The sequence below is a fragment of the Pseudomonas sp. 8Z genome (genome assembly GCF_902506535.1).
In the GTDB taxonomy this organism is placed as follows: Bacteria; Pseudomonadota; Gammaproteobacteria; order Pseudomonadales; family Pseudomonadaceae; genus Aquipseudomonas.
Genome location: NZ_LR733826.1, coordinates 657,496 through 680,419, shown reverse-complemented (window position 1 = coordinate 680,419; position 22,924 = coordinate 657,496). Strand labels below are relative to the sequence as shown.

19 protein-coding genes and 2 pseudogenes are annotated in these 22,924 nt (G+C 56.9%); 11 read left to right on the top strand and 10 right to left on the bottom strand.

The window, feature by feature from the left end; all coding sequences use genetic code 11:
- Positions 1-84: 84 nt before the first annotated feature.
- The 5 genes from AERO9A_RS12540 to AERO9A_RS12520 form a co-directional block, all read right to left on the bottom strand.
- Complete coding sequence (locus AERO9A_RS12540; protein WP_159972270.1) at positions 85-1,104, bottom strand: Gfo/Idh/MocA family protein; 1,020 nt, start codon at positions 1,102-1,104, stop codon at positions 85-87.
- Positions 1,105-1,228: 124 nt separating this feature from the next.
- Positions 1,229-2,089 carry a shikimate dehydrogenase gene (locus AERO9A_RS12535; RefSeq protein ID WP_159972269.1) on the bottom strand — a complete coding sequence of 287 codons (861 nt, stop codon included), beginning with the start codon at positions 2,087-2,089 and terminating at the stop codon, positions 1,229-1,231.
- Between the two features lie 52 nt (positions 2,090-2,141).
- Positions 2,142-3,722 carry an aldehyde dehydrogenase (NADP(+)) gene (locus AERO9A_RS12530; protein ID WP_159972268.1) on the bottom strand — a complete coding sequence of 527 codons (1,581 nt, stop codon included), beginning with the start codon at positions 3,720-3,722 and terminating at the stop codon, positions 2,142-2,144.
- Positions 3,723-3,780: 58 nt separating this feature from the next.
- Positions 3,781-5,328: a UxaA family hydrolase gene (locus tag AERO9A_RS12525; RefSeq protein WP_159972267.1), complete on the bottom strand. Its 1,548-nt coding sequence runs from the start codon at positions 5,326-5,328 to the stop codon at positions 3,781-3,783.
- 126 nt (positions 5,329-5,454) lie between these two features.
- Complete coding sequence (locus AERO9A_RS12520; protein WP_159972266.1) at positions 5,455-6,441, bottom strand: LysR family transcriptional regulator; 987 nt, start codon at positions 6,439-6,441, stop codon at positions 5,455-5,457.
- Between the two features lie 121 nt (positions 6,442-6,562).
- Here AERO9A_RS12520 and AERO9A_RS12515 point away from each other — a divergent pair, with 121 nt between their 5' ends.
- The 8 genes from AERO9A_RS12515 (at position 6,563) to AERO9A_RS12480 (ending at position 14,464) form a co-directional block, all read left to right on the top strand.
- Entirely contained in the window at positions 6,563-7,741 is a 1,179-nt protein-coding gene (locus tag AERO9A_RS12515) for a fumarylacetoacetate hydrolase family protein (RefSeq protein WP_159972265.1), read from the top strand.
- Positions 7,742-8,060: 319 nt separating this feature from the next.
- Positions 8,061-8,867 (top strand): IclR family transcriptional regulator, encoded by an 807-nt coding sequence (locus tag AERO9A_RS12510; protein WP_159972264.1) that lies wholly within the window; start codon positions 8,061-8,063, stop codon positions 8,865-8,867.
- Positions 8,864-9,661, top strand: coding sequence for a 2-keto-4-pentenoate hydratase (locus tag AERO9A_RS12505; RefSeq protein ID WP_159972263.1), 798 nt, complete (start codon positions 8,864-8,866; stop codon positions 9,659-9,661). Before AERO9A_RS12510 ends, AERO9A_RS12505 begins: the two co-directional genes overlap by 4 nt.
- 3 nt (positions 9,662-9,664) lie before the next feature.
- A complete protein-coding gene (locus AERO9A_RS12500; RefSeq protein ID WP_159972262.1) occupies positions 9,665-10,558 on the top strand; it encodes a fumarylacetoacetate hydrolase family protein in 894 nt (297 codons plus the stop codon).
- 21 nt (positions 10,559-10,579) lie between these two features.
- Positions 10,580-11,275 carry a DUF4286 family protein gene (locus tag AERO9A_RS12495; protein WP_159972261.1) on the top strand — a complete coding sequence of 232 codons (696 nt, stop codon included), beginning with the start codon at positions 10,580-10,582 and terminating at the stop codon, positions 11,273-11,275.
- Positions 11,276-11,594: 319 nt separating this feature from the next.
- Positions 11,595-12,614, top strand: coding sequence for a TRAP transporter substrate-binding protein (locus AERO9A_RS12490; RefSeq protein WP_159972260.1), 1,020 nt, complete (start codon positions 11,595-11,597; stop codon positions 12,612-12,614).
- Positions 12,615-12,620: 6 nt separating this feature from the next.
- A complete protein-coding gene (locus AERO9A_RS12485) occupies positions 12,621-13,166 on the top strand; it encodes a TRAP transporter small permease (RefSeq protein WP_159972259.1) in 546 nt (181 codons plus the stop codon).
- The gene (locus AERO9A_RS12480) at positions 13,163-14,464 is read left to right on the top strand and encodes a TRAP transporter large permease (protein WP_159972258.1); all 1,302 of its coding nucleotides are present in this window, start codon (positions 13,163-13,165) and stop codon (positions 14,462-14,464) included. Before AERO9A_RS12485 ends, AERO9A_RS12480 begins: the two co-directional genes overlap by 4 nt.
- A 267-nt stretch (positions 14,465-14,731) precedes the next feature.
- On the opposite strand, the pseudogene AERO9A_RS12475 reads toward AERO9A_RS12480, so the two are convergent.
- Positions 14,732-15,073, bottom strand: a pseudogene (locus tag AERO9A_RS12475) (transposase); the annotation flags it as partial.
- A gap of 466 nt (positions 15,074-15,539) precedes the next feature.
- Positions 15,540-16,724 (bottom strand): OprD family porin, encoded by a 1,185-nt coding sequence (locus tag AERO9A_RS12470; protein WP_256665952.1) that lies wholly within the window; start codon positions 16,722-16,724, stop codon positions 15,540-15,542.
- A gap of 652 nt (positions 16,725-17,376) precedes the next feature.
- Between AERO9A_RS12470 and AERO9A_RS12465 the strand changes: the two are divergent.
- Together AERO9A_RS12465 and AERO9A_RS12460 are read left to right on the top strand one after the other, a co-directional pair.
- Positions 17,377-17,891, top strand: a pseudogene (locus tag AERO9A_RS12465) (IS5 family transposase); the annotation flags it as partial.
- Positions 17,892-18,040: 149 nt separating this feature from the next.
- A complete protein-coding gene (locus tag AERO9A_RS12460; protein WP_159972256.1) occupies positions 18,041-19,021 on the top strand; it encodes a DMT family transporter in 981 nt (326 codons plus the stop codon).
- 51 nt (positions 19,022-19,072) lie between these two features.
- Here the strand turns inward: AERO9A_RS12460 and AERO9A_RS12455 are convergent, their stop codons facing one another.
- The 3 genes from AERO9A_RS12455 to AERO9A_RS12445 form a co-directional block, all read right to left on the bottom strand.
- Positions 19,073-19,690, bottom strand: a complete 618-nt coding sequence (locus tag AERO9A_RS12455; protein WP_159972255.1) for an NAD(P)H-dependent oxidoreductase — start codon at positions 19,688-19,690, stop codon at positions 19,073-19,075.
- Entirely contained in the window at positions 19,683-21,077 is a 1,395-nt protein-coding gene (locus AERO9A_RS12450) for a class II fumarate hydratase (RefSeq protein ID WP_159972254.1), read from the bottom strand. The genes AERO9A_RS12455 and AERO9A_RS12450 overlap by 8 nt, the downstream gene beginning before the upstream one ends.
- A 72-nt stretch (positions 21,078-21,149) precedes the next feature.
- Entirely contained in the window at positions 21,150-22,160 is a 1,011-nt protein-coding gene (locus tag AERO9A_RS12445) for a DUF2804 domain-containing protein (protein WP_159972253.1), read from the bottom strand.
- Between the two features lie 321 nt (positions 22,161-22,481).
- Between AERO9A_RS12445 and AERO9A_RS12440 the strand changes: the two genes are divergently transcribed.
- Complete coding sequence (locus AERO9A_RS12440) at positions 22,482-22,922, top strand: DUF2059 domain-containing protein (protein WP_372239677.1); 441 nt, start codon at positions 22,482-22,484, stop codon at positions 22,920-22,922.
- The last annotated feature ends 2 nt before the right edge of the window (positions 22,923-22,924 follow it).

Below are 22,924 nucleotides of genomic sequence, written 5' to 3'. Positions count from 1 at the left end.
GAGCGCTATCATCGATGAATGCGAGCTGATACGTCCGCTCTGAAAACCAGGCGGGCTACCTTGAAAGCGATCAAATGGTTGTGGTCACGTTGTTATGCGGGGAAGAGTTTGAAGCGCCCCCCCCTGGCGAGCTGAGGCATAGGCCGCATCCATAACCTGCATCATCGCTTCGGCATCGCGCAAAGAGGCGAGCGGTTTCGCGCCTGTACGGCATTCTTCGAGGACCCGCTTGACGAATAGTGGGTAATAGATGTCGGTCTCCAGTTGGAGTCGGCGACTTCGAGTGCCGGCGGCAAGGTTGTTTCGATCCCGGATCTCGATTCTGTCTGGACCTGACTTGGCATACATACGGTCAGACGAGAAGGTAAACGAGAATTCGCGTTGCTCGTCCGGACTGCTTGGGAAGCAGTATCCAGTCTCTACGAGCCCAATCACACCATCTTCGGTTTGCATTGTCAGCAATGAATAGTCTTCAGCAATACCTTTATGGGTTCGGGAGTTCATGCTCGCTGAGACCTTTGCGACCTCTTTGCCGGTCAGCAACCTGAAAAAATCTATGAAATGTGTCGCGAGATTGATTGTAGAACCACCGCCGGAAAATTCGGGGTCAATCGCCCATCCTGAACCGGCCGCTTGGTAACGGCTGGGTGGCCCTGCAATGAAGCGGAATGACAGAGAGTTGAAGTCCGATGGAACGCAGCCATCTGCGTCTTTCAAGGCACTAAGTAATTCGCTCATGCGGAAGATCAACGGTACTGCACAGTACAGATTGGCTTCTTCGGTCAGGGTGCGCAGCCGTGTGACTTGCGACATATTGATGCCGCATGGTTTCTCGATCGCAAAAGGGATTTTGTGTGCGATAACGGCTTCGGCAAGCGCAGGCATGTCCGAATGCCGCCCGAACACAAACGCAAAATCGACTTCTTCACGATCTAGCAACTCATAGGCTGATGTGTACAGCCTGCTGCCAAATCGGGCAGCAATGGCTTCTCCCTTTATTTGCTCCGAATCTGAAACGGCTACTACTTGGATCCCTGGCGCCTCAAGCGCATCAAGATAAAGTGGGACGTGCCAGTGGCTGGCCTCCAACACTGCGATTTTCATGTGTTCTCCTCTCGCACAGTCCATGAGCTGACGATGTAATGATGCGAAGCGCGCACTTAAGCAAGCGGCGCAGAATGCAGCGAAACCCCTTCACAACTTGATGGCGTCTGCTGGTGTCCAGGCTTTACTCGAACAAGGGTGTCCGCAGTTCCTCTTGCAGTCCTTCTGGCGCTGACTTGCCATCGGGACAGTAATCGAACCCGAGGAACGCTAGGGCGTACACAGCCTGCCCTTCATGCATAGGCCCCCCGTCTTGTGTACGACAGCCACGCGCCTGCGCAGCGCGTAAAAGCGGCGTCTGATCGGGTATATTGATAATGTCTACAACAATGGTACCGGGCGCGAGCCGTACGGGATCAACGGGCATCTCATCAGTTTTGTTCATTCCAAGCGGTGTTGCGTTGATGACAATTTCAAAACCGTGCGGGTCCGGCGGCCCAGATAGGGCGGCGCATCCGGTTTGCGCAGTGACTGATTCTGCGAGCTGCTTGGCACAATGCTCGTTGACATCGGATATTGTCAGAGAACGGGCGCCCGCGGATGCAACTGCAAACGCGATGGCTCGTCCAGCGCCTCCTGCGCCGACGAGAAGAACGGATTTGTTGCTCGGGTGATAACCCTCCCACTGCATTCCCAGCACGCAACCGAGACCGTCAAATATGGCACCTACCCAGCGCCCGTCTTTTTCACAGCGGACAACATTAAGTGCGCCAACCTGGCGCGCAGTTGGATGGAGCTCATCAACCAGAGCCAGCATGTTCTGCTTGTGAGGCATGGTAACCAGCAGGCCGGAGAGATTGCCAAGCGCTCTGGCTCCTGACACGAAGGTGGAGAGCCCGTTGGCTTTGACCTCAAATGGAATGCAGACCGCATCTGCTCGCTGTTCCATAAAGACTTGGTTGAGCAGTTTCGGAGACTTTGCGGTCGTTAGAGGATTACCGACTAACCCATAGATTTGCGTTGTTCCTGATATATATGAATACATGGCAGTCTGATTTTATAGGTTGGCCGAAAGGGCAATCTGCAAGGACGTTAACTCATAACGTGTCACGGGAGGGATAGCCGTCGACGAGCCTCAGGATGTTTAGAGGATTGGCGTCCTTCAGGGCATCTGGTAGCAAGGAGTCGGGGTAGTTTTGGAGGCAGACCGGCCTCAAGAACCGGTCAATAGCAAGTGTGCCGACCGAGGTGCCGCGGCTGTCTGAGGTAGCAGGATATGGGCCGCCGTGTACCATCGAATCACAGACTTCGACACCCGTTGGATAACCATTGATGAGGATACGGCCTACCTTCAGTTCTAATAAGGCGGTCAACTCTGCAAACTCCAGCAGTTCATCCGGCTCTCCGATCAAAGTTGCGGTTAGCTGCCCGTGAAGGGCATTGAGCGCGGCGTTAAGTTGAACCCTGTCAGCGACCTCAACAAAGATGGAGGTGGGGCCGAAAATTTCTTCCTGAAGAATTTCGGCACCTTCGAGCAGCAGGCTTATATCCGCTTTGAATAGCTGCGGTTGGGCTTGATTCCCCTGTTGCTTGCTACCTGCCAGGTGCACGATGTCGGGGTGGGCGTGCAGATGTTGCAGGCCATCGTTATAGCTGCGCAAAGTGCCGACGTTGAGCATGGTTTGCGCCGGTTGGTCGTTTATAAGCGTGGCCACGCTAGCTTGGAAAGCGCTGAAGGCCTCAGAACGAATCCCAATGACTAGGCCTGGATTGGTGCAAAACTGGCCGCAACCTTGAACCACTGATGCGACGAGTTCCTTGGCAATAATCTCAGCGCGATTCGCGAGTGCCTCAGGCAAAATCAGTACTGGGTTGATGCTCGACATTTCGGCGAAAACAGGGATCGGCTCAGGGCGAGCTGCCGCCATGTCACAGAGGGCACGGCCTCCTTTGAGCGAGCCAGTAAACCCCACGGCTTTAATGAGCGGGTGTTTTACCAAGGCTTCACCGACGCCAGTTCCATAAATCATGTTGAAGACACCAGCAGGCATGCCGCAGCTCTCTGCCGCCCGGAGAATGGCGTTAGCTACTTGCTCGGCAGTGGCCATATGGCCGCTGTGTGCTTTGAAAACCACCGGGCAACCAGCCGCAAGCGCCGAGGCGGTGTCGCCGCCGGCAGTTGAAAAGGCCAACGGGAAATTGCTGGCGCCGAATACGGCAACCGGGCCGACCGCAGTGCGGTATTGGCGAATGTCTGAGCGAGGCAGAGGTTTGCGCTGCGGGAGGGCTCGGTCGATACGGGCTCCATAAAAGTCGCCGCGCCGCAGTACATTGGCCAACAAACGCATTTGGCCGCTGGTGCGCGCGCGTTCGCCCTGAATGCGGGCTGCTGGCAGTGCTGTTTCACGACAAACCAGCTCAATGAATTCAGCATCCAGGGCGTCCAGCTCTTCAGCAACCGCGTCCAGAAAATCAGCACGCTTGACCGCGCTCAAGCTTCGATAAGCTGGAAACGCGCAGGCGGCAGCACGGGCCGCGTCGTCGATCTCTTGTGGGGTTGCCTGGTGGAAGGAGTAGGGCAGGGTTTCGCCCGTGCTGGCATCTACACTCTTGACGATGATGCTGCCGTCGGCGCGGCGCTGGCCGCCAATAAAATTTTGGCCCGTGATGAGGGACATTGTTTTCTCCAGGCTGAATGTTCAATAAACAGTTGTACGGGGCATTTGAAGTGTGCAGTCATGTAACCGCACCGATTTGCCAGGGTACGAACTCGTTTTGCCCGTAGCCATGCTGCTCGCTCATGCTGCGTTCTCCCGAAGCGATGCGTAACATCATTTCAAAAATTGCCGCTCCACATGCCTCAATGGTCATGGTGTCTTCGGCGATTTCGCCGCAGTTGATGTCCATGTCTTCTCGTTGTCTGGCCCACAAGGCGCTATTGGTTGCAAGCTTGATGGACGGTGCAGGCGCACAGCCATAAGCTGAACCGCGGCCGGTGGTGAATGCGATCAGGTTGGCTCCACCGGCAACTTGGCCGGTCGCCGAAACGGGGTCGTAGCCAGGCGTGTCCATGAATACAAGCCCATTGGCGCGCACGGTTTCGGCGTATTCATAGACATCCACCAAGTTGCTGGAGCCAGCCTTGGCTACAGCTCCCAGCGACTTTTCAAGAATAGTGGTCAGGCCACCGGCCTTGTTACCGGCAGAGGGGTTGTTATTCAGCTCAGCCCCCATGCGCTCGCAGTAGCGTTCCCACCAGTGGATGCGAGTAATGAGTTTTTCTCCAACCTCTCGGCTGACAGCACGCCGCGTTAGCAGATGTTCGGCACCGTAGATTTCTGGCGTTTCGGAAAGAATCGCGGTGCCGCCGCAGGCGACCAGGCGATCTACGGCGTTGCCCAGCGCCGGGTTGGCCGTAATACCCGAGTAGCCATCTGAGCCGCCGCATTGAAGGCCTACGGTCAGATGACGAGCGCTAACCGGCTGACGCTGAATCTGGTTGGCTTCGTCGAGTAGCTCCTGTACGTGGGCGATACCGCTGGCGATAGCTTTGGACGTACCGCCGCTGTCCTGGATGCTGAATGTTCGCAAGGTGTTGCTGCGGGCTAATCCCTGCGAGCTAAGTAATGAGTCTATTTGATTGGTCTCGCAACCGAGACCAATGACCAGCACGGCGGCAAAATTGACGTGCGTGGCGTAGCCGGCTAGCGTCCGGCGCAGCAGGTTCAAACCATCGCCGACTGGATCGACGGCGCAGCCGGCGGAGTGTGTTAAGGCAACCACACCGTCGACATTTGGATAAGCTTCCAGCGCTGCGGGGTTTATGTCTCGGCGAAAATGGTCTGCAATGGCCCGGGCCACAGTGGCAGAGCAGTTCACCGAGGTGAGGATTCCGATGTAATTACGAGTCGCAATCCGACCATCTGGGCGCATGATGCCCATGAACGAGGGCGCTTCATTCTTAATGGATTCAGGTTTCACATCGTGGCTAAAAGCATAGTCACGAGTAAATTCACCCATGCCTAAGTTGTGCACATGGACATGCTCACCGGCTTCGATGTCAGCAGTGGCGAAGCCAATAATTTGGCCGTAACGCCTAACCGGTTGCCCCGCATCGATATGCCGCGAGGCGACCTTGTGGCCCTCGGCAATCGCTTGGTCGATGGTCAGGCCAACTTGCTCAAGAACTTCGCCTGCGAGCAGCGGCCGACGTGCAATCAGCACATCGTCCAGCGGGTTTAGGCGCAGTACGGGCGCTGCGCCGGTTTTCACGATTAGTTCCATTGCATACTCGCTGCTTGCTAAGTGGTGTGCGGTTGCCATCAGCGCCGCGCTTTTGTGCAGGCACTATAGGATTGGTCGTAGTAGCTGCCCAATGAGACCTTTCGATTGCTCGATAACTTTTCCTCATTAATCTTCGCCGAGTTCGCTGTGGCCTGTTTTTTTTAAGTGTGCGTGACGGTTTTGCGCGAACTCCAGCAAGGTCTCGATAAATCTTTGGGTCGGCTCTGAAAGTTTTTCATCCCGGCGGGTGATAACCCCGTACTCCTGGGGAGCGACTTGGAAGGGCGTATTTAAAATCTTGAACTGACCACTTTGAAGTTGTGACTGAACCATGGATTCTGGAAGCATGGCGATCATCGGTCCAGACTGAAGCAGTTGCAGAAATGTTTGCATTGAGATTGTCTCCACCGTGTTGCTTGGTGGCGTGATATTGAATTTTTTGAAAGCACTCTCCATGCGTTGTCGAATGGGCGTGTGGAGGGGGTACATGACCCAAGGCCAGTGAGTAAGGGTTTCGGTGTCAATTTGGCTTAGTTGGCAAAGAGGGTGTCTGCTGTTCGCGACGAGGCAAAAAGGCTCTGGTCCCAGTGCGGTAAATTCGAAAAGTTGTGAGTGGCTGTTTTCCGTAAATCGAGCAATGATGACATCGAGCTTCTTATGCTCAAGCATTTCCAGTAGCTGATTGCTGGTTTGCTCAATCACTTCGATAGACAGCATTGGGCGTTCGAGTTTTATTTTTGCGATAGCATCAGGCAATACAATTGAGGTCGCGGCAAATATGGCACCAACTTTTATATGACCGTGACCGCCTCTTCGCAATTTGTTGATCTGTTCCACGAATGATTGGGTGTCGTCCAGGGTGATACGCGCATAGCGGGCCACGAACTCTCCGAGTTCGGTGGGCATCATGTTGCGTGTTTGGCGCTCAAACAGGGGGAATCCTAAGAGTGATTCTAAGTCGCGCAGCATTTTGCTGATGGCGGGTTGTGTCAGATTCATGCGCTCGGCAGTTATATGCATGTTGCGAGTTTTGACCAGTGTATCGACTAGCAGCAGGTGTTTTATCTTCAGCCATTTGCTGACGCTGGTGAATGTGACTTGATCATTATTCATTGAATGCCTGCCTGTTAAATCGATAACGAAACGGTATTGAGTGGTGAGAATTCGTCATTGGGATTTTCGGAGTGAGCCTACTAACTTGTGTGCATCGATGACTTGGCGGATGTGAATACCTATGACCCCTGTGAGATTGACGTGCGAGAACACTCTGCCTGAGGATGGTTTGGCAGGTACGCTCATTGGCCGAGCTTGGGTTCCGGGGGAGTTTTCCGGGCCTTCTCCGGTGGTGCTGCGTGAGAATGGGGTGTTCGACCTTTCCGATGACTTTGCAACCCTCAGCGAGTTGCTTGAGCGGGATTCGCCTTTGTTCGCAGTGCGTCAGGCTCAGGGTAGGTACATCGGGTCTGTCGAAGAACTGCTTGGTAATACGGGGAGTCATGCCGATCCCGGTAAGGCGGTTCTGCTGCCGCCTGTAGACTTGCAGGTGATCAAGGCCGCTGGGGTGACGTTCGCTTCGAGCATGATCGAGCGGGTAATTGAAGAGCAGGCCAAGGGGGATGCCGCCAAAGCCGAAAGTGTTCGTCGGTTGGTGCATGAGGCAATCGGCGATAACTTGCGCGCAATCAAGCCAGGTTCGCCAGAGTCGGTGCGCCTCAAAGGTGTGTTGATCAAGCAGGGGATGTGGTCGCAATACCTGGAGGTGGGGATCGGTCCGGATGCAGAGATTTTCACCAAGGCGCCGGTGCTGTCTGCTGTCGGTAGTGGTAGCCAAGTAGGAATCCACGGCAAGTCCGAATGGAATAATCCTGAGCCAGAGGTCGTGCTTGCCGTGAATAGCCGTGGTCATGTGCACGGAGTGACGCTGGGTAACGACGTCAATTTGCGAGATTTCGAAGGCCGTAGCGCACTGCTGCTGAGCAAGGCTAAGGACAACAACGCTTCCTGCGCTATTGGCCCGTTTATTCGTCTTTTCGATGAGACCTTCACGATTGATGACGTGCGCAACTGCGTGGTCGATCTGCACGTTCAGGGTGATGACGACTTTACACTCCAGGGAAGTAGTTCGATGGCGCTGATCAGTCGCGATCCGCTGGATCTGGTTGCTCAGACGGTCGGTGGGGATCATCAGTACCCCGACGGTTTCATGCTTTTTCTTGGAACTTTGTTTGCGCCCACTCAGGATCGTGGAGAACCAGGTAGCGGGTTTACCCATAAGCAAGGTGACAGAGTGAGCATAGGCAGCTCGTTGCTGGGCACGCTGCACAATACGGTTACTTACAGTCATGAGGCGGCTCCCTGGACCTTCGGTCTCCGGGCCATGATGCGCAATCTTGCCGCTCGCGGACTTCTGTAGATGCAGTTGGGTGATTGCAGCCTGGCACTCCCGTAACGACTGAGCACCTTCCGGCGAGCCTTGATGACGCAGCCCAGCCAGGACCGATTTGGTTTCTATATCCACAATGTGCACGCCTGGCGGTGATGCCGGGTATGTGGCCGGTTGTGGCTGCTTCTCTGGTTCGCCAGGCATATCGAAAGTGAGCTCAGATTGCTGTGATGGCCGTAGGGAAATCAGCGGGTTTGACTAATTTGTCGCCAGCCACATAGTATTGGAACGCTGTTCCAATAAGAACTTTGCTCAAATTCTTATCATTGTCAAAGGTCAGTTGAGAAAAATGAGAGTCGTCAAAGGCGCTGTGGATCGCTGTCTGGAGGCCATCGAGCTCCTCGCTCGCGAGGCACGCTGGATGCGCATGTCTGATATCGCTGCCGAACTGGGGTTGGAGAAGGGACCTGCTCACCGAGTGCTGGCTCAATTGGTCGAGCAGGGTTGGGCCGAGCAGGATGAAGCGACTTCGCAGTACCGTCTGACGCTGAAGTTATCGCTGCTGGGGCAGAGCTACTTGCACGGCATCGGTCTGCCTGAATTGGTACAGCCAATCATTGAACAGGTGGCTGCACTGAGCCAGGAGTTGGTACGGCTTACGGTGGTCAATGGGGATGGTTTGTCCTGGTTGTCTTCGGCCCAAGGCGCTGCGCCGGGGCTCATGTATTCGCCGGCCATGGATCAACCCATCAATCTCTACGCCACCGCCAATGGCAAAGCCTGGTTGGCGACAATGTCTGATGAGTTGGCCGTTGAGTACGCGTTGTGTAGCGGTCTCGGCAAGGCTAATTCCGGCGTAGAGCAGGGGCCGAAAGCGATCAGCAGCATAGAGCGCCTGGTGGCCGATCTTGCGCTGACCAGAACTCGCGGTTACGGCCTTGTTGTTGAAGAGGCTGAGGCTGGCGTGTGGGCCATCGCCGTACCGGTCAGGATGATTCCGTCCGGCACTGTGGTCGGTACGATGAGTATTGCTGGCCCGGTCTTGCGGATGCAGCCCGAGCGTTATGACGAGTTTTACGCCCTGTTGACGGATGCGGCCGACAAGCTGGGTACGGTTTGGCCGCGTCAGCACAACATGCATCCGGAGGGCGTATGACTCGATACGCGCCTCGAGCCGAGATCACGCCAGAACTGGAGGACGCTGCTGCGGCATTGGTTCGAGCGCGCCAGGAGGGTATTCGGCTGGCATCCCTGCCCGCTTCGAGTATGCCCACCAGTCTTGCGCAAGGCTTTGCAGTACAACAGCGAGTAGGGTCATTGGCCGGGGAAACCGTGGGTGGCTGGAAGTGCGCGCTCCCTCCGGCTGATAAGTGGATCGTTGCCCCAATCTATAGCCGCAGCATTGTGCAGGGCGAACGCTACCAGTTACCTGCTGGCACTGAGCACGCTCGCATCGAGCCTGAGCTTGCATGTGTGTTGTCCCATGACTTGCCCGCTCGTGCCGAGGCTTATACGGCTGAGCAAATCATTGCTGCGATCGGCCACGTACATATTGCCTTGGAGGTCATTGATTGCCGCTATGGCGATCCCAAGGCGCTGCCTTTCGAGCAATTGCTTGCAGACGGTCTGTTCAATCATGGCCTTGTTCTAGGGCCTCGCATCAATCTGCCGCGTGACGCAGGCATGCCCTCTCAGCTGCACATCAGGCTGAGCGATGTAAAAGCCGAGCTATTCAACATCCAGGGCCATCATCCGGATGGAGGGCCATTACCTCCGATTGTATGGCTGGCCAATTTCTTATCGACAAACGGGATAGGGCTGCAGGCCGGACAAGTGGTTATCACCGGATCCTATGCAGGCGTTCTCGATGTGCCTGTCAACCAGCCACTGCATGTGCAATTTGGTGACATAGGCTCATTGGCTGTCCATTTTTCAACGCAGGAGGAGTAATACATGCGCTTAGTACGTTTTGGTTTGCCAGGGCAGGAACAGCCAGGCATTTTGGATTCAAAAGGATCCGTGCGGGATCTTTCCGGCATTGTCGATGACATCGACGCGTCGGCTCTGGCCCCTGCAGTACTGGAAAGACTGCGTGCGGTTGACGTTGAAACACTCCCGATGGTTGCACCTGGCACTCGCCTCGGACCTTGTGTGGGGAATGTGCCGAATCTGATCTGCATTGGCCTGAACTACTCTGACCACGCAGCGGAAACGGATACACCAATCCCCAGCCAGCCGGTGGTCTTCAACAAGCACACCGCTTCCATAAGCGGCCCCAACGATCCGGTCATTCTTCCAACGGATGCTTACAAACTTGACTGGGAAGTAGAGCTGGCCATCGTCATCGGCACGCCTGCTTGGCAGATTGAAGAGTCACAGGCACTGAATCACATTGCCGGTTATTGCCTCGCCAATGACGTTTCCGAACGGGCTTATCAGCTTGAATACGAAGGTCAGTGGACAAAAGGGAAAAGCGGTTTTTCTTTCGCGCCACTGGGGCCTTGGCTGGTCACTCGTGACGAGATTGCTGATCCGCAGGCGCTTGATCTCTGGCTCGACGTGAATGGCAAGCGCCTTCAGACCGGCAATACCCGCACGATGATTTTCAGCGTTGCACATATCGTCGCGTATCTCAGCCGTTTCATGCCGCTAATGGCAGGTGATGTCGTCATCACTGGTACGCCGCCCGGCGTGGGTCTTGGGCAGAAACCACCGGTATTTCTCAAGGCAGGCGACATCATGCGCGTAGGCGGCCAAGGCTTGGGTGAACAGCTACAGACCGTGGTGCCTTACGTTGCAGAAATGGGTGCAGCCTGGGTTGGCGGTCGTCATCCCGGCGTGAACTAACTCTGGCTAAAGGAGAACTTTATGAGTTTTGCAGGAACAGGTGTCGTTGCGATCTGGCATGACCTTTTGCCCGAGGCGCGGGACGAGTTCTATGAGTGGCATAACCGTGAGCACATGCCTGAGCGGGCCGCCATTCCGGGTTTTCTGCGCGGACGCCGATATATCGCTCTAAATGCAGGGCCGACCTATTTCAACCTCTATGAGGCAGAAACCGTGCAAGTGTTGGGCGGGCCGGATTATCTGGCTCGGCTCAACGCCCCAACCCCATGGACTCAGCAGTCGGTCAAGTCTTATCGCAACGTGGCACGGTCGATCTGCCAAGTAGCGTTCAGCAGCGGAGTAGGGCAAGGAGCGTATCTCTTGACGGCTCGGTTTGATGTTGCCGAAGAGCAGCATCAATCTGTGGCTGATGCTTTGTGTCAACGCGTACTTGCGCCCATGGCTAATCAGCAGGGTATTACAGGCGTGCACCTGTGTGTGGCCGATGAGGCTATCAGCAAGGTTGAAACCGCTGAGAAAAAGGCTCGCGCCGAAGGCACACAAATACCGGCCTGGATTGTCATGATCGAAGGCTGTGCGTCGGACTATGTCAGTGCGGCGGGCGAATTATTTGCTGCCGAGCTGCAGCAGCTTTTGGGTGGTAAGTCAGCGGTTTCGGAAGCCACGCTTTACCATTTGGAGTATACGCGCTGCCAAACGGAGGGAAGTGCTGGCTGACCCGTACGTTCCAGCAGGCAGTTAAAAAATAACTGTGGTGCCGCTGTTTTGTTACAAGCTAAAAAATACTCATTTACAGCATGTGCACCGAGTGTGCCGCTAACAACACTTCAACAGTTTTAGTACTTCCAGATGCGGATGGCGAATAGAGCGCGTTATGCCAACGCTGCGACTCTTGAGTGCATCAGTTAGTGAAAGCGGGTCGCGATCCACGACGTTCGACACGCAAGTGTCAGGCAATACCAATAGCTGTTTTTGAATGGAATGGCATTCCATTTTCAATCACAAGAATAAAATCCATAAAAGCAGGTACTGAAAAATGAAAAATCAACTATGCCGTAAGGTTTCTCTGCTTGCCACTCTGTTACTTACGGGCACCCTGTCTGTCTCGAATGCTACAGCGGCAAATTATGTCCTAAAATATGCTGCGGTTTTCCCGGCAGTTGGCACGCAAGCTGAGGGGGCAAAAAACCTCGGCAAGCTGATTGAAGAAAAATCAAACGGCGCGATTGGCTTCCAGTTCTACCCCGGGTCTCAGCTTGGCGACAAAATGCAGGCTTTCGAAGGCCTTAGAACAGGCTCGATCGAGATGGCCGAAGGCGCAGCTACCGATCTCAGCACCTTTTCCAAGCGCTGGTCAGTTTTTTCCATTCCCTACCTGTTCGACAATGGCGCGCAAGCTATCCAGGTTCTTAGCGATCCGCGCGTTGCCGATATCCTGTCCGCAGATGCTGAAAAGAACGGCTTCAAGATCATCGGATATTGGAATATGGGTGAGCGTAACATCCTGAACAATAAGCGTCCCATTTCAACGCCCGAAGATTTGTCGGGCATCAAGATTCGCGTAATGGACAGCCCGCTGTTGGCAAAGTCCATCAGTGCGATGGGAGCTATTGGGACGCCAATGCCATGGAGCGATGTCTACACTGGCGTTCAGCAAGGCACCATTAATGGGCTGGAGAACTCTGCGCCCGTAGTCGCGGCCAACAAGTTGTATGAGGTGGCGAAGTATTACTCGCTGACGCAACAGTTCGTCATTCCTGATCCTCAGTTGATCAGCTTGCGGGTCTACAACGCCCTGCCACCGGAGTTGCAGACCGCCATCACCGAGGCCGGTGCCGAATCACAAGCCGCGTTCAACGAAAGTTGGCAGGTATCGTCTGACCAAAGCATCGCGGCCCTGAAAACTGAAGGCGTTAATGTTAATGAGGTTGATAAGGACGCCTTCCGAAAGGCTGTTGCACCACTAGTCAAGAGCTTCCTTGACGAGTCCGGTAGTGAGGTGCGCGACCTGTACGATGTGATCGTCAAAGTTCGTGAAGAGCTTGTCGCGAAATAAACCAACATGAACTTCATGGCCCGGCAGAAATATCGGGCCCTCATCATGACTCATGCAAAAGGCTGTTTACCTATGACTGCGTTAGACCGGTCAATCGGGTGGGTCGAAACCTCCCTCAGTGTTACTTCTCTGCTGGTTATTGTCATTCTGGTCCTTGTTCAGGTCTTTTACAGATATGTTCTGTCAAGTGGCATCCTCTGGATCAATGAGTTGATTACCAGCCTGATGCTTCTGATGGTCATGGCTGGCTCGGCGCTGGCGGCACGCCATAGCGAGCATACCAACATGACAATGTTGACAGACAGCCTACCCAAGGGTGTGGCGCGTCTTGTTCGCGCAGTTGCCCTGCTGGTGACGCTTGTATTTCTGGCCACGCTGATTGTGACCTCGGCTATTTATGCGTTGCAGGCGCGTACGCTGCACTCGACCATGCTCGAGATTCCGATGCTGCTGCTGTACGGCATTTTGCCACTGGGTGGGGCGCTGATGTTTTATGAATTCGTAAAAGTGCCCGTCATCCTGTTCAGCCAAGGGCGGAGGGCGCGCGCATGATCACCGGTCTGCTTCTTATTGTCCTGCTGTTTTTTATCATCTTTTTGGGCGCGCCAGTTTTTGTGGCGCTTGGGGCTTCGGCGGCGTTCGGGCTGCTATTGATTAGCCTGGAGCCGCATTTCGGCAGTCCTTTCATTGCCATTCCGCAATCATTGTATTCAGGCATTGCATTCTTTCCGCTGTTGGCAATTCCGCTGTTCATCCTTGGTGGTGAAATCATGAACCGGGCGGGCATCACCGAAAAACTGGTGCGGTTTTCCGTCATGCTGATCGGTCGCATGCCCGCCAGTCTTGCCAATGCGAATGTCGTGTCGAGCATGTTCTTTGGCGGCATCACCGGCTCTGCGCAGGCGGATACTTCGGCCATCGGCGGCGTCATGATCCCCGCCATGGAGAAAGAAGGTTATAGCAAGGAGTTCTCCGTTGCTGTGACAGCCGCTAGCTCGACCGTTGGGCCAATCATTCCGCCGAGCATCATGATGGTGATCTATGGCGTAACGGTCGGCACCTCCGTGGGCGCACTGTTTCTGGCCGGTCTGTTGCCAGGTCTGATGATCGGTTTTTCGCTCATTGCGCTGATCCTGTTCATGGATCGCAAGCACAAGTTCCCTCGCCGCACCAGCGCGCTCAGCTACCGTGAAAAACTGACCATTACGCGCGAAGCGTTGTGGCCCTTGGGTGTGCCGGTCATCATTGTTGGCGGCATCCTCGGCGGAGCGGTCACGCCCACTGAAGCAGGTGCATTGGCCGTTCTTTACGCCTTGATCTATGGATATATAGTCAAGCGCAGCATGACCGCCGGGGATCTGTTCCAGATGCTGCAGCGAACCGCGATCCAGACCGCGGCAGTCATGCTGATCATCGCCTGTGCCAAGATCCTCAGCTATGTGTTGACCGTGTATCAGTTGCCAGTGGTTGTAGGCGAGGTGCTTCAGTCGATTTCGCAATCGCCGTTGATGTTCCTGCTGTTCGTCAACATTTTCCTATTGATTCTGGGCACTTTCATGGATGGCGGTGCAAGCGTGATCGTAATGGCCCCAATCCTGACGCCGATTGCGATTTCCTACGGTATAGATCCGGTCCATTTCGGCGCAATCATGGTGCTCAACCTGATCATTGGTTGCGGAACACCTCCACTTGGTCTGTGCCTGTTTATCGCCTGCAATATCGCGAAGCTGCCGGTCGAGCGCGGTGCACGTGCCATCATGCCTTTCATTGGCGTAGAGATCTGCGTGCTGATGTTGGTCACTTACGTGCCGTGGTTAAGCCTGGCGCTTCCCCGGTGGTTTGGGTTTTAAGCTCAGCTCATGACGGAGTAGAAGGCAAAAACAGGGATCCTTGATCCAGGCATGGTACGCACTTACGTGCTATGCCCTGACTCACTGCGTGACTGCTCCGCGCAGTTGGGGTCTACCCCATTTCCATGAGCGATTTAAGGGCGCCTCTAAAAACTCGACTCCGACCTGAGCACGAGACGTGAAGAGGCGACCAGCACAGAGAATATGCGGTCAGTACCTCTCGCAATGGGGGTAATGCAGGCCGGAGCAACCGGCCTGCTGTCATCCTCACTCCATCTCCAGCAGGCTCGACATCCTTTTCAGGTTGTACACCGCTGATTTGATCGTCAGACCAAACTGCGTGCGGGCCAAGCCGATGCTGCGGATCGTCTTGCCGCCCATCTGCGCCAGACTGACAAATATGTGTTCAACCCGAGCCCGTGGGCTGGCGATACGCTTGTTGCGAGCCTTGTCCCGCTCGCCGATGGGCTTGCCGGCTTGTCCTTTGCGCTGCATATACGGGCGCCATCCATTGAGCTTGAGCCAGTGCTCGCGTGGCTTGTCGTGATAGCCACGATCAGCCCAGAAGTCACGGCTGCTGTTCCCTCGATCCAGTACATCGACCAAGTGAAGTGTGTCGGCCTCGCTGACAGCTTCATCCTACTTGAGCAAGAACCTCGTGCTTTCGTGGCGCTCCAATCGCACCACGGCTTTCTTTCTGAGTCTCCGGATGCGCCTCACCAGGCGCGCATGCTTTTGAGCGAGCGGGTTTGGATCGTGATCCTGCCAGGCAGTTGGTTTCTGAGCGGTGGATCAGCTCGACGGTTTGCCGTTTGCACTCGGGGCTGCAGTCCTTGCGTTCAATGAACACTCCTTTGGCTCGATGCGAGCTTGATTGAAAGTGTCCGTTCTAATGTCGAGTCAGCCTGGGTGACATAACTCACACCAAAGAGCTCCGGGATTCTCGAGGTGGTTCACCCGGCGCGGCCCCGATGATCTGCGATACCCCCGAAAATCGGAACGAAAAAGCCCGTCACAAGGACGGGCGGAAAGTGCTGTAAAACCAGGAGCAAACGGACCCGGGTGATGCTCGGGATCAGAGAATCGACAACGGGTAATTGAAGATCAGGCGATTCTCGTCGAACTCGTTGCTGCTGAAGTCACGACGTATGGTGTTGTTGCGCCATTTCATCGACAGGCTCTTCAGCGGTCCGCTCTGCACCACGTAGGCCAGCTCGGTTTCGCGCCCCCACTCCTTGCCGTCGTTGGTGCTGCTGGTGTGTACGTTGTCGCCGCTGATGTAGCGGTTCATCAAGGTCAGGCCGGGGATGCCCAGGCCGGCGAAGTTATAGTCATAGCGCAGTTGCCAGGAGCGTTCTCCGGCATTGTCATAGCTGGCGTTATAGCTGTCGTTGGCCAGGGTGCCGCCGCTGGTGCCGTTGACCCGCATCCAGGCGTCGCCGCTGACCTTCTGTAAGCCGACGTAGAAGGTATGGTGGCCGGTCTTGAGCGAAAACAGGCCGGAGTAGGTCTTGTTGTCCAGTTCGCCGGCGAGTTCGCTGCCGTCTTCGCTGCCGACGAAGTATCCGAGGTTGGCGCCCAGTATCCAGTTGCCGAGCGGCTGGTTGTGCAGCAGTTGCAGGTACTGCTGGCTGTAGACGTCTTGCAGCTCGGCATTCCACAGGCCGATCAGGGTGCGATCCTGGTTAAACTTGTATTCGCCACCGACAAAGTTGAAGCGATCCGTGGTGGCGCCGGTGGAGCTCATGTCTTCCATGCTCGCATCGTTGCGCGGGCTATTCTGACGGAACTGGCCGCCGTACAGGGTCAGGCCGGTGATTTCGCTGGAGGTGAGCTGGGCGCCCTCGAAAGTCTGCGGCAGCGAGCGACCATCGTCGGCGCGGAGGATCGGCAGCACCGGCATCCACTCGCCGATCTTGAGCTCGGTGTTAGACAGTTTGGCCTTGGCGGCCACGGCTAGGCGACCGAAGTCGTCGGCCGTCCTACCGTCGTCGTGCACCGGCAGCAGGCCGGTGTTACGCGTGCCCCGGCCGCCATTGAGTTTGAAGGCGCTCATGCCCAGTACGTCGATGCCGAACCCGACCGGGCCTTCGCTGAAGCCAGAGCGGGCGTCGAGGATGAAGCTCTGGGTCCACTCCTCAGCCTTACCCTGGCCAAAGGCCGGGTCGACGAAGTTGCGGTTGATGTAGAAGTTGCGCATGCCGAGGGTGACCTTGGCGCCATCGACAAAGTCACCAGCAGTGGCCAGTACGGGCGACATTCCGGCCAGTGTGGAAGCGACACAGCTTAACAACCAGGTTTTTCTGCAACTATGAGTAATCATCGATTTTTGTTCTCTAATTATTGTTGATGACCACAGTCACCGGGAGTTTCACCCCTATATAGGAATGCCCGACCACACTGCGGCGTGAGGTGCCGCTGAGCAAGGCGGCTTTTTACCCAGCCTATCGGCGAGGCAAAATGCGGTTGAGCCCCTATGTGCCCACCGTGCGCACTATCGATTGTCAAGACGCGAAGCTCGGCCTTGAGCCAGACACCACCGGTAACCCTGAACTACGGCTTACGCCTCGTCGTTAGCAGATCAAGCCAGCTCGCGACGCGCATCGCGAACCATCTTGATGCGCTCACCGATGACCACGTCGACTTGGTGCAGGCCTTGTTCGTTCTCGAATTGAATCAATCGCATGACTAGGGGGCTCCATGTTGTGTCAGTGATCGCGCGTGGAGGGGAATTGATGACGGCTACAGTAGAAAAAAACGGCGGTGCTGCCTAATGAGAGCTTCTGATTGAGCGATAACTTTCGGTTATCTCGGAGAGGCTGATTTAACGCTCGATTCAATATGCTACGGATGTGGTCGTGAACGAGCTTGCCAAGGGAAACTCTGAATTTAACTTCCCCATTCTGGTGAAAGAAGGCGGTCGTCCGGTCTACCCGTTGATGGTCATACTGCGCGTGCATTTGCTGCAATACTGGTTTGGTTACAGCGATCCGGCGATGGAAGAAGCGCTGTACGAAACAATGATCTTGCGCCAGTTCGCAGGTTTGAGCCTGGATCGCATCCCTGATGAAACGACCATCCTCAATTTCCGACACTTGCTGGAAAGGCACGACCTGGCTGTCGGCATTCTCGGTGTCATCAACGGCTATTTGGGGAGTCGCGGCCTATCGCTGCGCCAGGGCACTATCGTCGATGCCACCTTGATTCATGCGCCGACATCAACCAAGAACAAGAAGCGTGAACGTGACCCGCAGATGCACCAGACCAAGAAAGGCAACCAGTATTACTTCGGTGCCAAGGCGCATATCGGGTCGATGTGGAGTCGGGCTTGGTGCACCACGTCCATGTCACGGCGGCCAATGTTGCGGATGTCACCCAGGTGGACAAGCTGCTGCACGGTCAAGAGAACATGGTGGCGGCAGGCGCTGACAGTTGCAGCAGACTGGCTACCATTTAGCTGGCAGTACAGTTTGACGCATGTGCCAGGGCAAACTGTGCCTAGGGTGTCCTTTAGAGGTGCCCTAGAATGGTGCCTCGCGGTCATGGCATCAGGTCGACCGCCCGTTTGAGGTTTCCATGCATATCTCCTCTGGCCGTTGGACGTACGGCCTGGTGCTCGCCCTCACGACGTCGCTGCTGTGGGGCATTCTGCCGATCAAACTCAAAGAAGTTCTACAGGTGATGGATCCGATCACCGTCACGTGGTATCGCCTGGCCGTTGCTGGCTCGTTGTTGCTGGCCTATCTCGCCGCATCGCGCCGCCTGCCGCGTTTTAGCGTGCTTGGTGGTAGGGGGTGCTGGTTGCTGGCACTGGCCATCGGCGGGCTGACTGCTAATTACGTGCTTTACCTGGTGGGGCTCAATCTGCTTAGTCCCGGCACTACGCAATTGGTCATTCAGGTCGCCCCCATTCTGCTGTTGATCAGCAGTGTGTGGGTGTTCCGTGAGCGTTTCACTTTGGGCCAGGGCCTTGGTCTGACGGTGATGCTGCTGGGGTTTGGGCTGTTCTTCAATCAGCGCCTGGGCGAACTGCTTACCTCCCTGAGTGTATACACGGCGGGAGTGCTGACCGTATTGGCGGCGGCCTTCGTCTGGACGTTTTACGGCTTGGCACAGAAGCAATTGCTAACTGTTTGGAGTTCGGTCCAGGTGATGATGGTGATTTACCTCGCTTGTGCGTTGCTGCTGACGCCCTGGGCGCAGCCGTTGCAGGTGTTGCAACTCAATCCGGTACAAGGCTGGCTACTGCTGGCCTGCTGTCTCAATACCCTGGTGGCCTATGGCGCCTTTGCCGAGGCGCTGGCGCACTGGGAGGCGTCGCGGGTCAGTGCCACCCTGGCGTTGACGCCGCTGGTGACCTTCGGGTCAGTGGCCTTGGCTGCAAGTTGGTGGCCGGAGCATGTGCAGTCCGAGCAGGTCAATTGGATCGCCTACGGTGGTGCACTGTTGGTGGCGCTGGGGTCGGCACTGACAGCGTTGGGCCCCTCGCTGCTGGCGAGCCTGAAGGCTCGCCGTTTACGCCGACGCCAAGTGCTTTGCGAGTCGTCAGTGCAGTAAGTTGGCGCGTCTAACCGAGGGTTGAAAAGCCAGGTGCTTTTCAGGGCTTTGCTAGGCTCGACTGCCCAGGCTTTGCGCCTTGCGCAGCCAGCTCTGGCGCTGTTCTTCGCTGGATGTGCGTACAGGCGAGAACTCACTCAAGCGGCGGGTTCGTATGCCGCAGAAACCAAGCAGGGTGCGTATCATCTGCCTATGAGCTGGCGCGCCATAGATCCAGCGAAAGTACCAGGACGGGGTATCCAGGGTTACCAGCAAATCTGCGCTGCGACCACTGAGCAGTTTGTCCCAGCGGTGTGCGCGGCCTTGGTACTTGAAGGCGAAACCGGGCAGAAAGACGCGGTCGAAGAATCCCTTGAGCAATGCCGGTACGCCGCCCCACCACACTGGGTAGACGAATACCAGATGTTCGGCCCAGTGGATCAGGCGCTGCGCCTCAAGCAGATCGGCCTCCAGAGGCTGGCTTTGGTCGTAGCCGTCACGCAGCACAGGGTCGAACTGCAGTTCACCCAGCTTGAGCAGGCGTACGATATGGCCCTTGTCGCGGGCTCCATGGCTGTATGCGTCGGCCAGGGCGTGGCACAGACTGTCTTTCTTCGGCGTGCCTAAGATCAGCAGGATTCGCTTGCCGTCACCCTCCAGCGGCGTGGCGCCGCTCTTGCCCTCACTCATTACGCCCGGCTCCGAGCATGTCTTGCGGGCGCACCCACTGGTCGAACTGCTCGTCGGTCAGGTAGCCGAGTTGCAGGGCTGCCTGGCGCAGTGTGCTGCCTTCTGCGTAGGCTTTCTTGGCGATTTCGGCTGCTTTGTCATAGCCGATGTGTGGGTTAAGCGCAGTAACCAGCATCAGACCGTTCTCCAGGTGTGCGGCCATTTGCGCCGCATCAGGTTGTAGATCGGCGATGCAATGCTGCTGGAAGTTGCGGCAGCCATCGGCGAGCAGGCGGATCGATTGCAGCAGGTTGTGGATGATCACCGGCTTGAACACGTTGAGCTGCAATTGTCCCTGGCTGGCGGCCAGGCTGATGGTGGCGTCGTTGCCGAGCACCTGGCAGGCGAGCATCGACAACGCTTCGCACTGGGTCGGGTTGACCTTGCCGGGCATGATTGAGCTGCCCGGCTCGTTGGCCGGCAGGCGCACTTCGGCGAAGCCGGCGCGTGGGCCGGAACCGAGCAGGCGCAGGTCGTTGGCCAGCTTCATCAGCGCCACGGCCAGGGTCTTCAGCGCGCCGGAAAGCTGCACCAGCGGCTCATGACCGGACAGCGCGGCGAACTTGTTCGGTGCGCTGGTCAGCGGCAAGCCGGTGAGGGCGGCCAGCTCGGCGGCAATGGCTTCGGCGAAACCAGCGGGAGCATTGAGGCCTGTACCCACGGCGGTGCCACCTTGAGCCAACTCGCAAACTGCTGGCAGGGCGGCGCGAATGGCCGCTTCGGCATGACCGAGCTGGGCGACGAAGGCCGATAACTCTTGGCCGAAGGTGATAGGCGTGGCGTCCATCAGGTGCGTGCGCCCGGTCTTGACGAGCTTGCTGTGGCGCTGCGCCTGTTCCCGCAAACCGTCGCGCAGTTCTGCCAGTGTTGGCAGCAGGCAGTGGCGTACGCCCTGTACGGCAGCGATGTGCATGGCGGTGGGGAAGCAATCGTTGGAGCTTTGCGCGCGGTTGACGTGGTCGTTGGGGTGTACCGGGCTTTTACCGCCGCGTTGGCCTCCAGCCAGTTCGTTGGCGCGACCGGCGATCACCTCATTGACGTTCATGTTGCTTTGCGTGCCGCTACCGGTCTGCCAGACCACCAGGGGAAATTGCGAGTCGTGCTCGCCGTTGATGACTTCGTCAGCAGCCTGTTCGATCAAGCGGGCGATATCCGCTGGTAACTCGCCGTTGCGACTGTTGACCCTGGCGGCGGCTTTCTTGATCAGTGCCAGGGCATGCAGCACCGCTAGCGGCATGCGCTCGGCGCCAATGGCGAAGTTGATCAGCGAGCGCTGGGTCTGTGCGCCCCAGTAGGCATCGTTGGGGACTTCGATAGGGCCGATGCTGTCAGTTTCGGTGCGGCTCATGGCGTTCTCCGGGCAATAGCTGGATGGCTGTTTAGGTCACGCCGGGCTGGACAGGTTCCGCAACCATGCTGATTACCAGCGCGTATGCGTTTCACCCAACCAGCCCAGAGCGCCATCGACCGGTACCCGTTCACCCTTGGGGCCTCTCAGCACGCCGTCGTAGCGCCCGAACCACTGCCGCGTGTCGGCATAGAAGGGGCCGAACTTGGGGCGCGCGCGATGTAACTGGCGCGGGGTGAAGGTGAGCGCCACACGCTCGTCGTTGCTGCGCAGGCGTCGTGGGGCGAGCATCGTGAGGGGCGCAGGCTCGATATGCAGGGGGCTATTGAGCGGTGACAGGGCGCCACCAAACCATAGGGTGTTCTCTGACAGGCCGCTGTGCTCCAGCCAGCCAGAACCGAAGTTGCCGGCGATGCCGCCGGGAGCAGCGAACGCGGCGCGCTGCCAGTAGCTGTGAAAGGGCCAGACGCCACGGCCGAAGTCGAGCGCCGCGAAGCTTTGCCCTAGGGTGCAGTCATAATGATGCCGTCCCAGTTGCAGGCTGCCAGCGGCAGGCATTCCGATCTGGCGGCTGCAGGCGTGGAACCCTTTATGGGTAAGCGGCGCCACGATATTGAGGGACTCCAGGTGCGCGGGGCGCTGTATATCCAGTGCGACTTGCAAGGGCTGGCCGCCGATATCCGGTACTGCAGCGGTCAGGCGTAGGCGGCCAGGGTGCTCATCGACGCGTAACTGCAGGCGCGGATGAAGGAAGGCGTGGCTATGCAGCGGGCTGTCGGGCAAGTGGCAGCTCATGCCCAGCGGGCGCACCAATGTATGGGCCGCGGCCTCGCCGCTTTCCATGTCGAGAAAGTAGGCGGCGCCGTAGCTGGCGTAGTCAAGGTCGGCGAGGGTCAGCGACAGCGTCCATTGCGGGCTGGTGATGCACCAGTGGTTCCAGCGTTTGCGCCGTCCGGCATGGCCGTGCAGGGCGCAATCCACCTGCGGGCGGGGTGAAAGGCCGATGGCAGCGTGCTGTAGGCGGCCTTTGTTGTCGCACAGCGGTTGCGGTGTTAAGGCCAGGGGGGAGGTAAAACTGTTCATCTAACACGTCCATGTGTGTACCGGTCTGCAGGTTGCGCCGGTGTCGGGAGGCTGCTGTGACTGCAATGTCACACAGCATGCCGAGAGTGACTGAGCATGAGCAAGTGCTGGCAGTTTGGCAACTGATCAATGGCGTGCGCCCGTGCGCAAAGGCCTTGTGCGCTGATGCACAACGCGTACGGCTTGAGGGAAAACCGAGTTGGGCACAAAATGCGGCCACCGCAGTCTACCCAGACTCACTCATCACAGTCGGAATCCCCAATGCCCCGTTTTCACCAGTTTTGCGCTGCGATCCTGCTCGGTACGTCTGCTTCTTTCGCCATGGCCGATGCCGCCAGCCATGCCGCGGATGCCGAGCGCTTTCTCAAGCTGGCGCATGCCGACAAGCTGACCGTGCCGGTTTACGGCCAGGTGCAACAGATGTTCGCTCAGCGTTTTGCTCAGGCGCCTAATGGCAAGCAGGCGGTGCTGGAGAGCTATCAGGCCAAGGCCAACGCCGCGCTGGACAAAGCCGTCGGTTGGGACAAGCTGAAACCGGACATGGTCAAGCTGTACACCAGCAATTTCAGCGAGCAGGAGCTCAAGGATCTGATCGCCTTCTATCAATCGCCGCTGGGCCAGAAAGTGCTGCAGAAGATGCCGACGCTTACGGCGCAGTCCGCGCAGATCACTCAGGGCAAGCTGGAGGCAGCGGTGCCTGAGGTCAACAAGCTGTTGGCGGACATGAGCAAAGAGCTCGGTATCAAGCAAGCTGCGGAGTAAGC

What these genes read in the sequence shown, in the direction of transcription:
- AERO9A_RS12540 (WP_159972270.1), bottom strand. Translation starts at nt 1,104, where the DNA reads ATGAAAATCGCAGTGTTGGAGGCCAGCCACTGGCACGTCCCACTTTAT.
- AERO9A_RS12535 (WP_159972269.1), bottom strand. Translation starts at nt 2,089, where the DNA reads ATGTATTCATATATATCAGGAACAACGCAAATCTATGGGTTAGTCGGT.
- AERO9A_RS12530 (WP_159972268.1), bottom strand. Translation starts at nt 3,722, where the DNA reads ATGTCCCTCATCACGGGCCAAAATTTTATTGGCGGCCAGCGCCGCGCC.
- AERO9A_RS12525 (WP_159972267.1), bottom strand. Translation starts at nt 5,328, where the DNA reads ATGGAACTAATCGTGAAAACCGGCGCAGCGCCCGTACTGCGCCTAAAC.
- AERO9A_RS12520 (WP_159972266.1), bottom strand. Translation starts at nt 6,441, where the DNA reads ATGAATAATGATCAAGTCACATTCACCAGCGTCAGCAAATGGCTGAAG.
- AERO9A_RS12515 (WP_159972265.1), top strand. Translation starts at nt 6,563, where the DNA reads ATGACCCCTGTGAGATTGACGTGCGAGAACACTCTGCCTGAGGATGGT.
- AERO9A_RS12510 (WP_159972264.1), top strand. Translation starts at nt 8,061, where the DNA reads ATGAGAGTCGTCAAAGGCGCTGTGGATCGCTGTCTGGAGGCCATCGAG.
- AERO9A_RS12505 (WP_159972263.1), top strand. Translation starts at nt 8,864, where the DNA reads ATGACTCGATACGCGCCTCGAGCCGAGATCACGCCAGAACTGGAGGAC.
- AERO9A_RS12500 (WP_159972262.1), top strand. Translation starts at nt 9,665, where the DNA reads ATGCGCTTAGTACGTTTTGGTTTGCCAGGGCAGGAACAGCCAGGCATT.
- AERO9A_RS12495 (WP_159972261.1), top strand. Translation starts at nt 10,580, where the DNA reads ATGAGTTTTGCAGGAACAGGTGTCGTTGCGATCTGGCATGACCTTTTG.
- AERO9A_RS12490 (WP_159972260.1), top strand. Translation starts at nt 11,595, where the DNA reads ATGAAAAATCAACTATGCCGTAAGGTTTCTCTGCTTGCCACTCTGTTA.
- AERO9A_RS12485 (WP_159972259.1), top strand. Translation starts at nt 12,621, where the DNA reads ATGAACTTCATGGCCCGGCAGAAATATCGGGCCCTCATCATGACTCAT.
- AERO9A_RS12480 (WP_159972258.1), top strand. Translation starts at nt 13,163, where the DNA reads ATGATCACCGGTCTGCTTCTTATTGTCCTGCTGTTTTTTATCATCTTT.
- AERO9A_RS12470 (WP_256665952.1), bottom strand. Translation starts at nt 16,724, where the DNA reads ATGTCGCCCGTACTGGCCACTGCTGGTGACTTTGTCGATGGCGCCAAG.
- AERO9A_RS12460 (WP_159972256.1), top strand. Translation starts at nt 18,041, where the DNA reads ATGCATATCTCCTCTGGCCGTTGGACGTACGGCCTGGTGCTCGCCCTC.
- AERO9A_RS12455 (WP_159972255.1), bottom strand. Translation starts at nt 19,690, where the DNA reads ATGAGTGAGGGCAAGAGCGGCGCCACGCCGCTGGAGGGTGACGGCAAG.
- AERO9A_RS12450 (WP_159972254.1), bottom strand. Translation starts at nt 21,077, where the DNA reads ATGAGCCGCACCGAAACTGACAGCATCGGCCCTATCGAAGTCCCCAAC.
- AERO9A_RS12445 (WP_159972253.1), bottom strand. Translation starts at nt 22,160, where the DNA reads ATGAACAGTTTTACCTCCCCCCTGGCCTTAACACCGCAACCGCTGTGC.
- AERO9A_RS12440 (WP_372239677.1), top strand. Translation starts at nt 22,482, where the DNA reads ATGGCCGATGCCGCCAGCCATGCCGCGGATGCCGAGCGCTTTCTCAAG.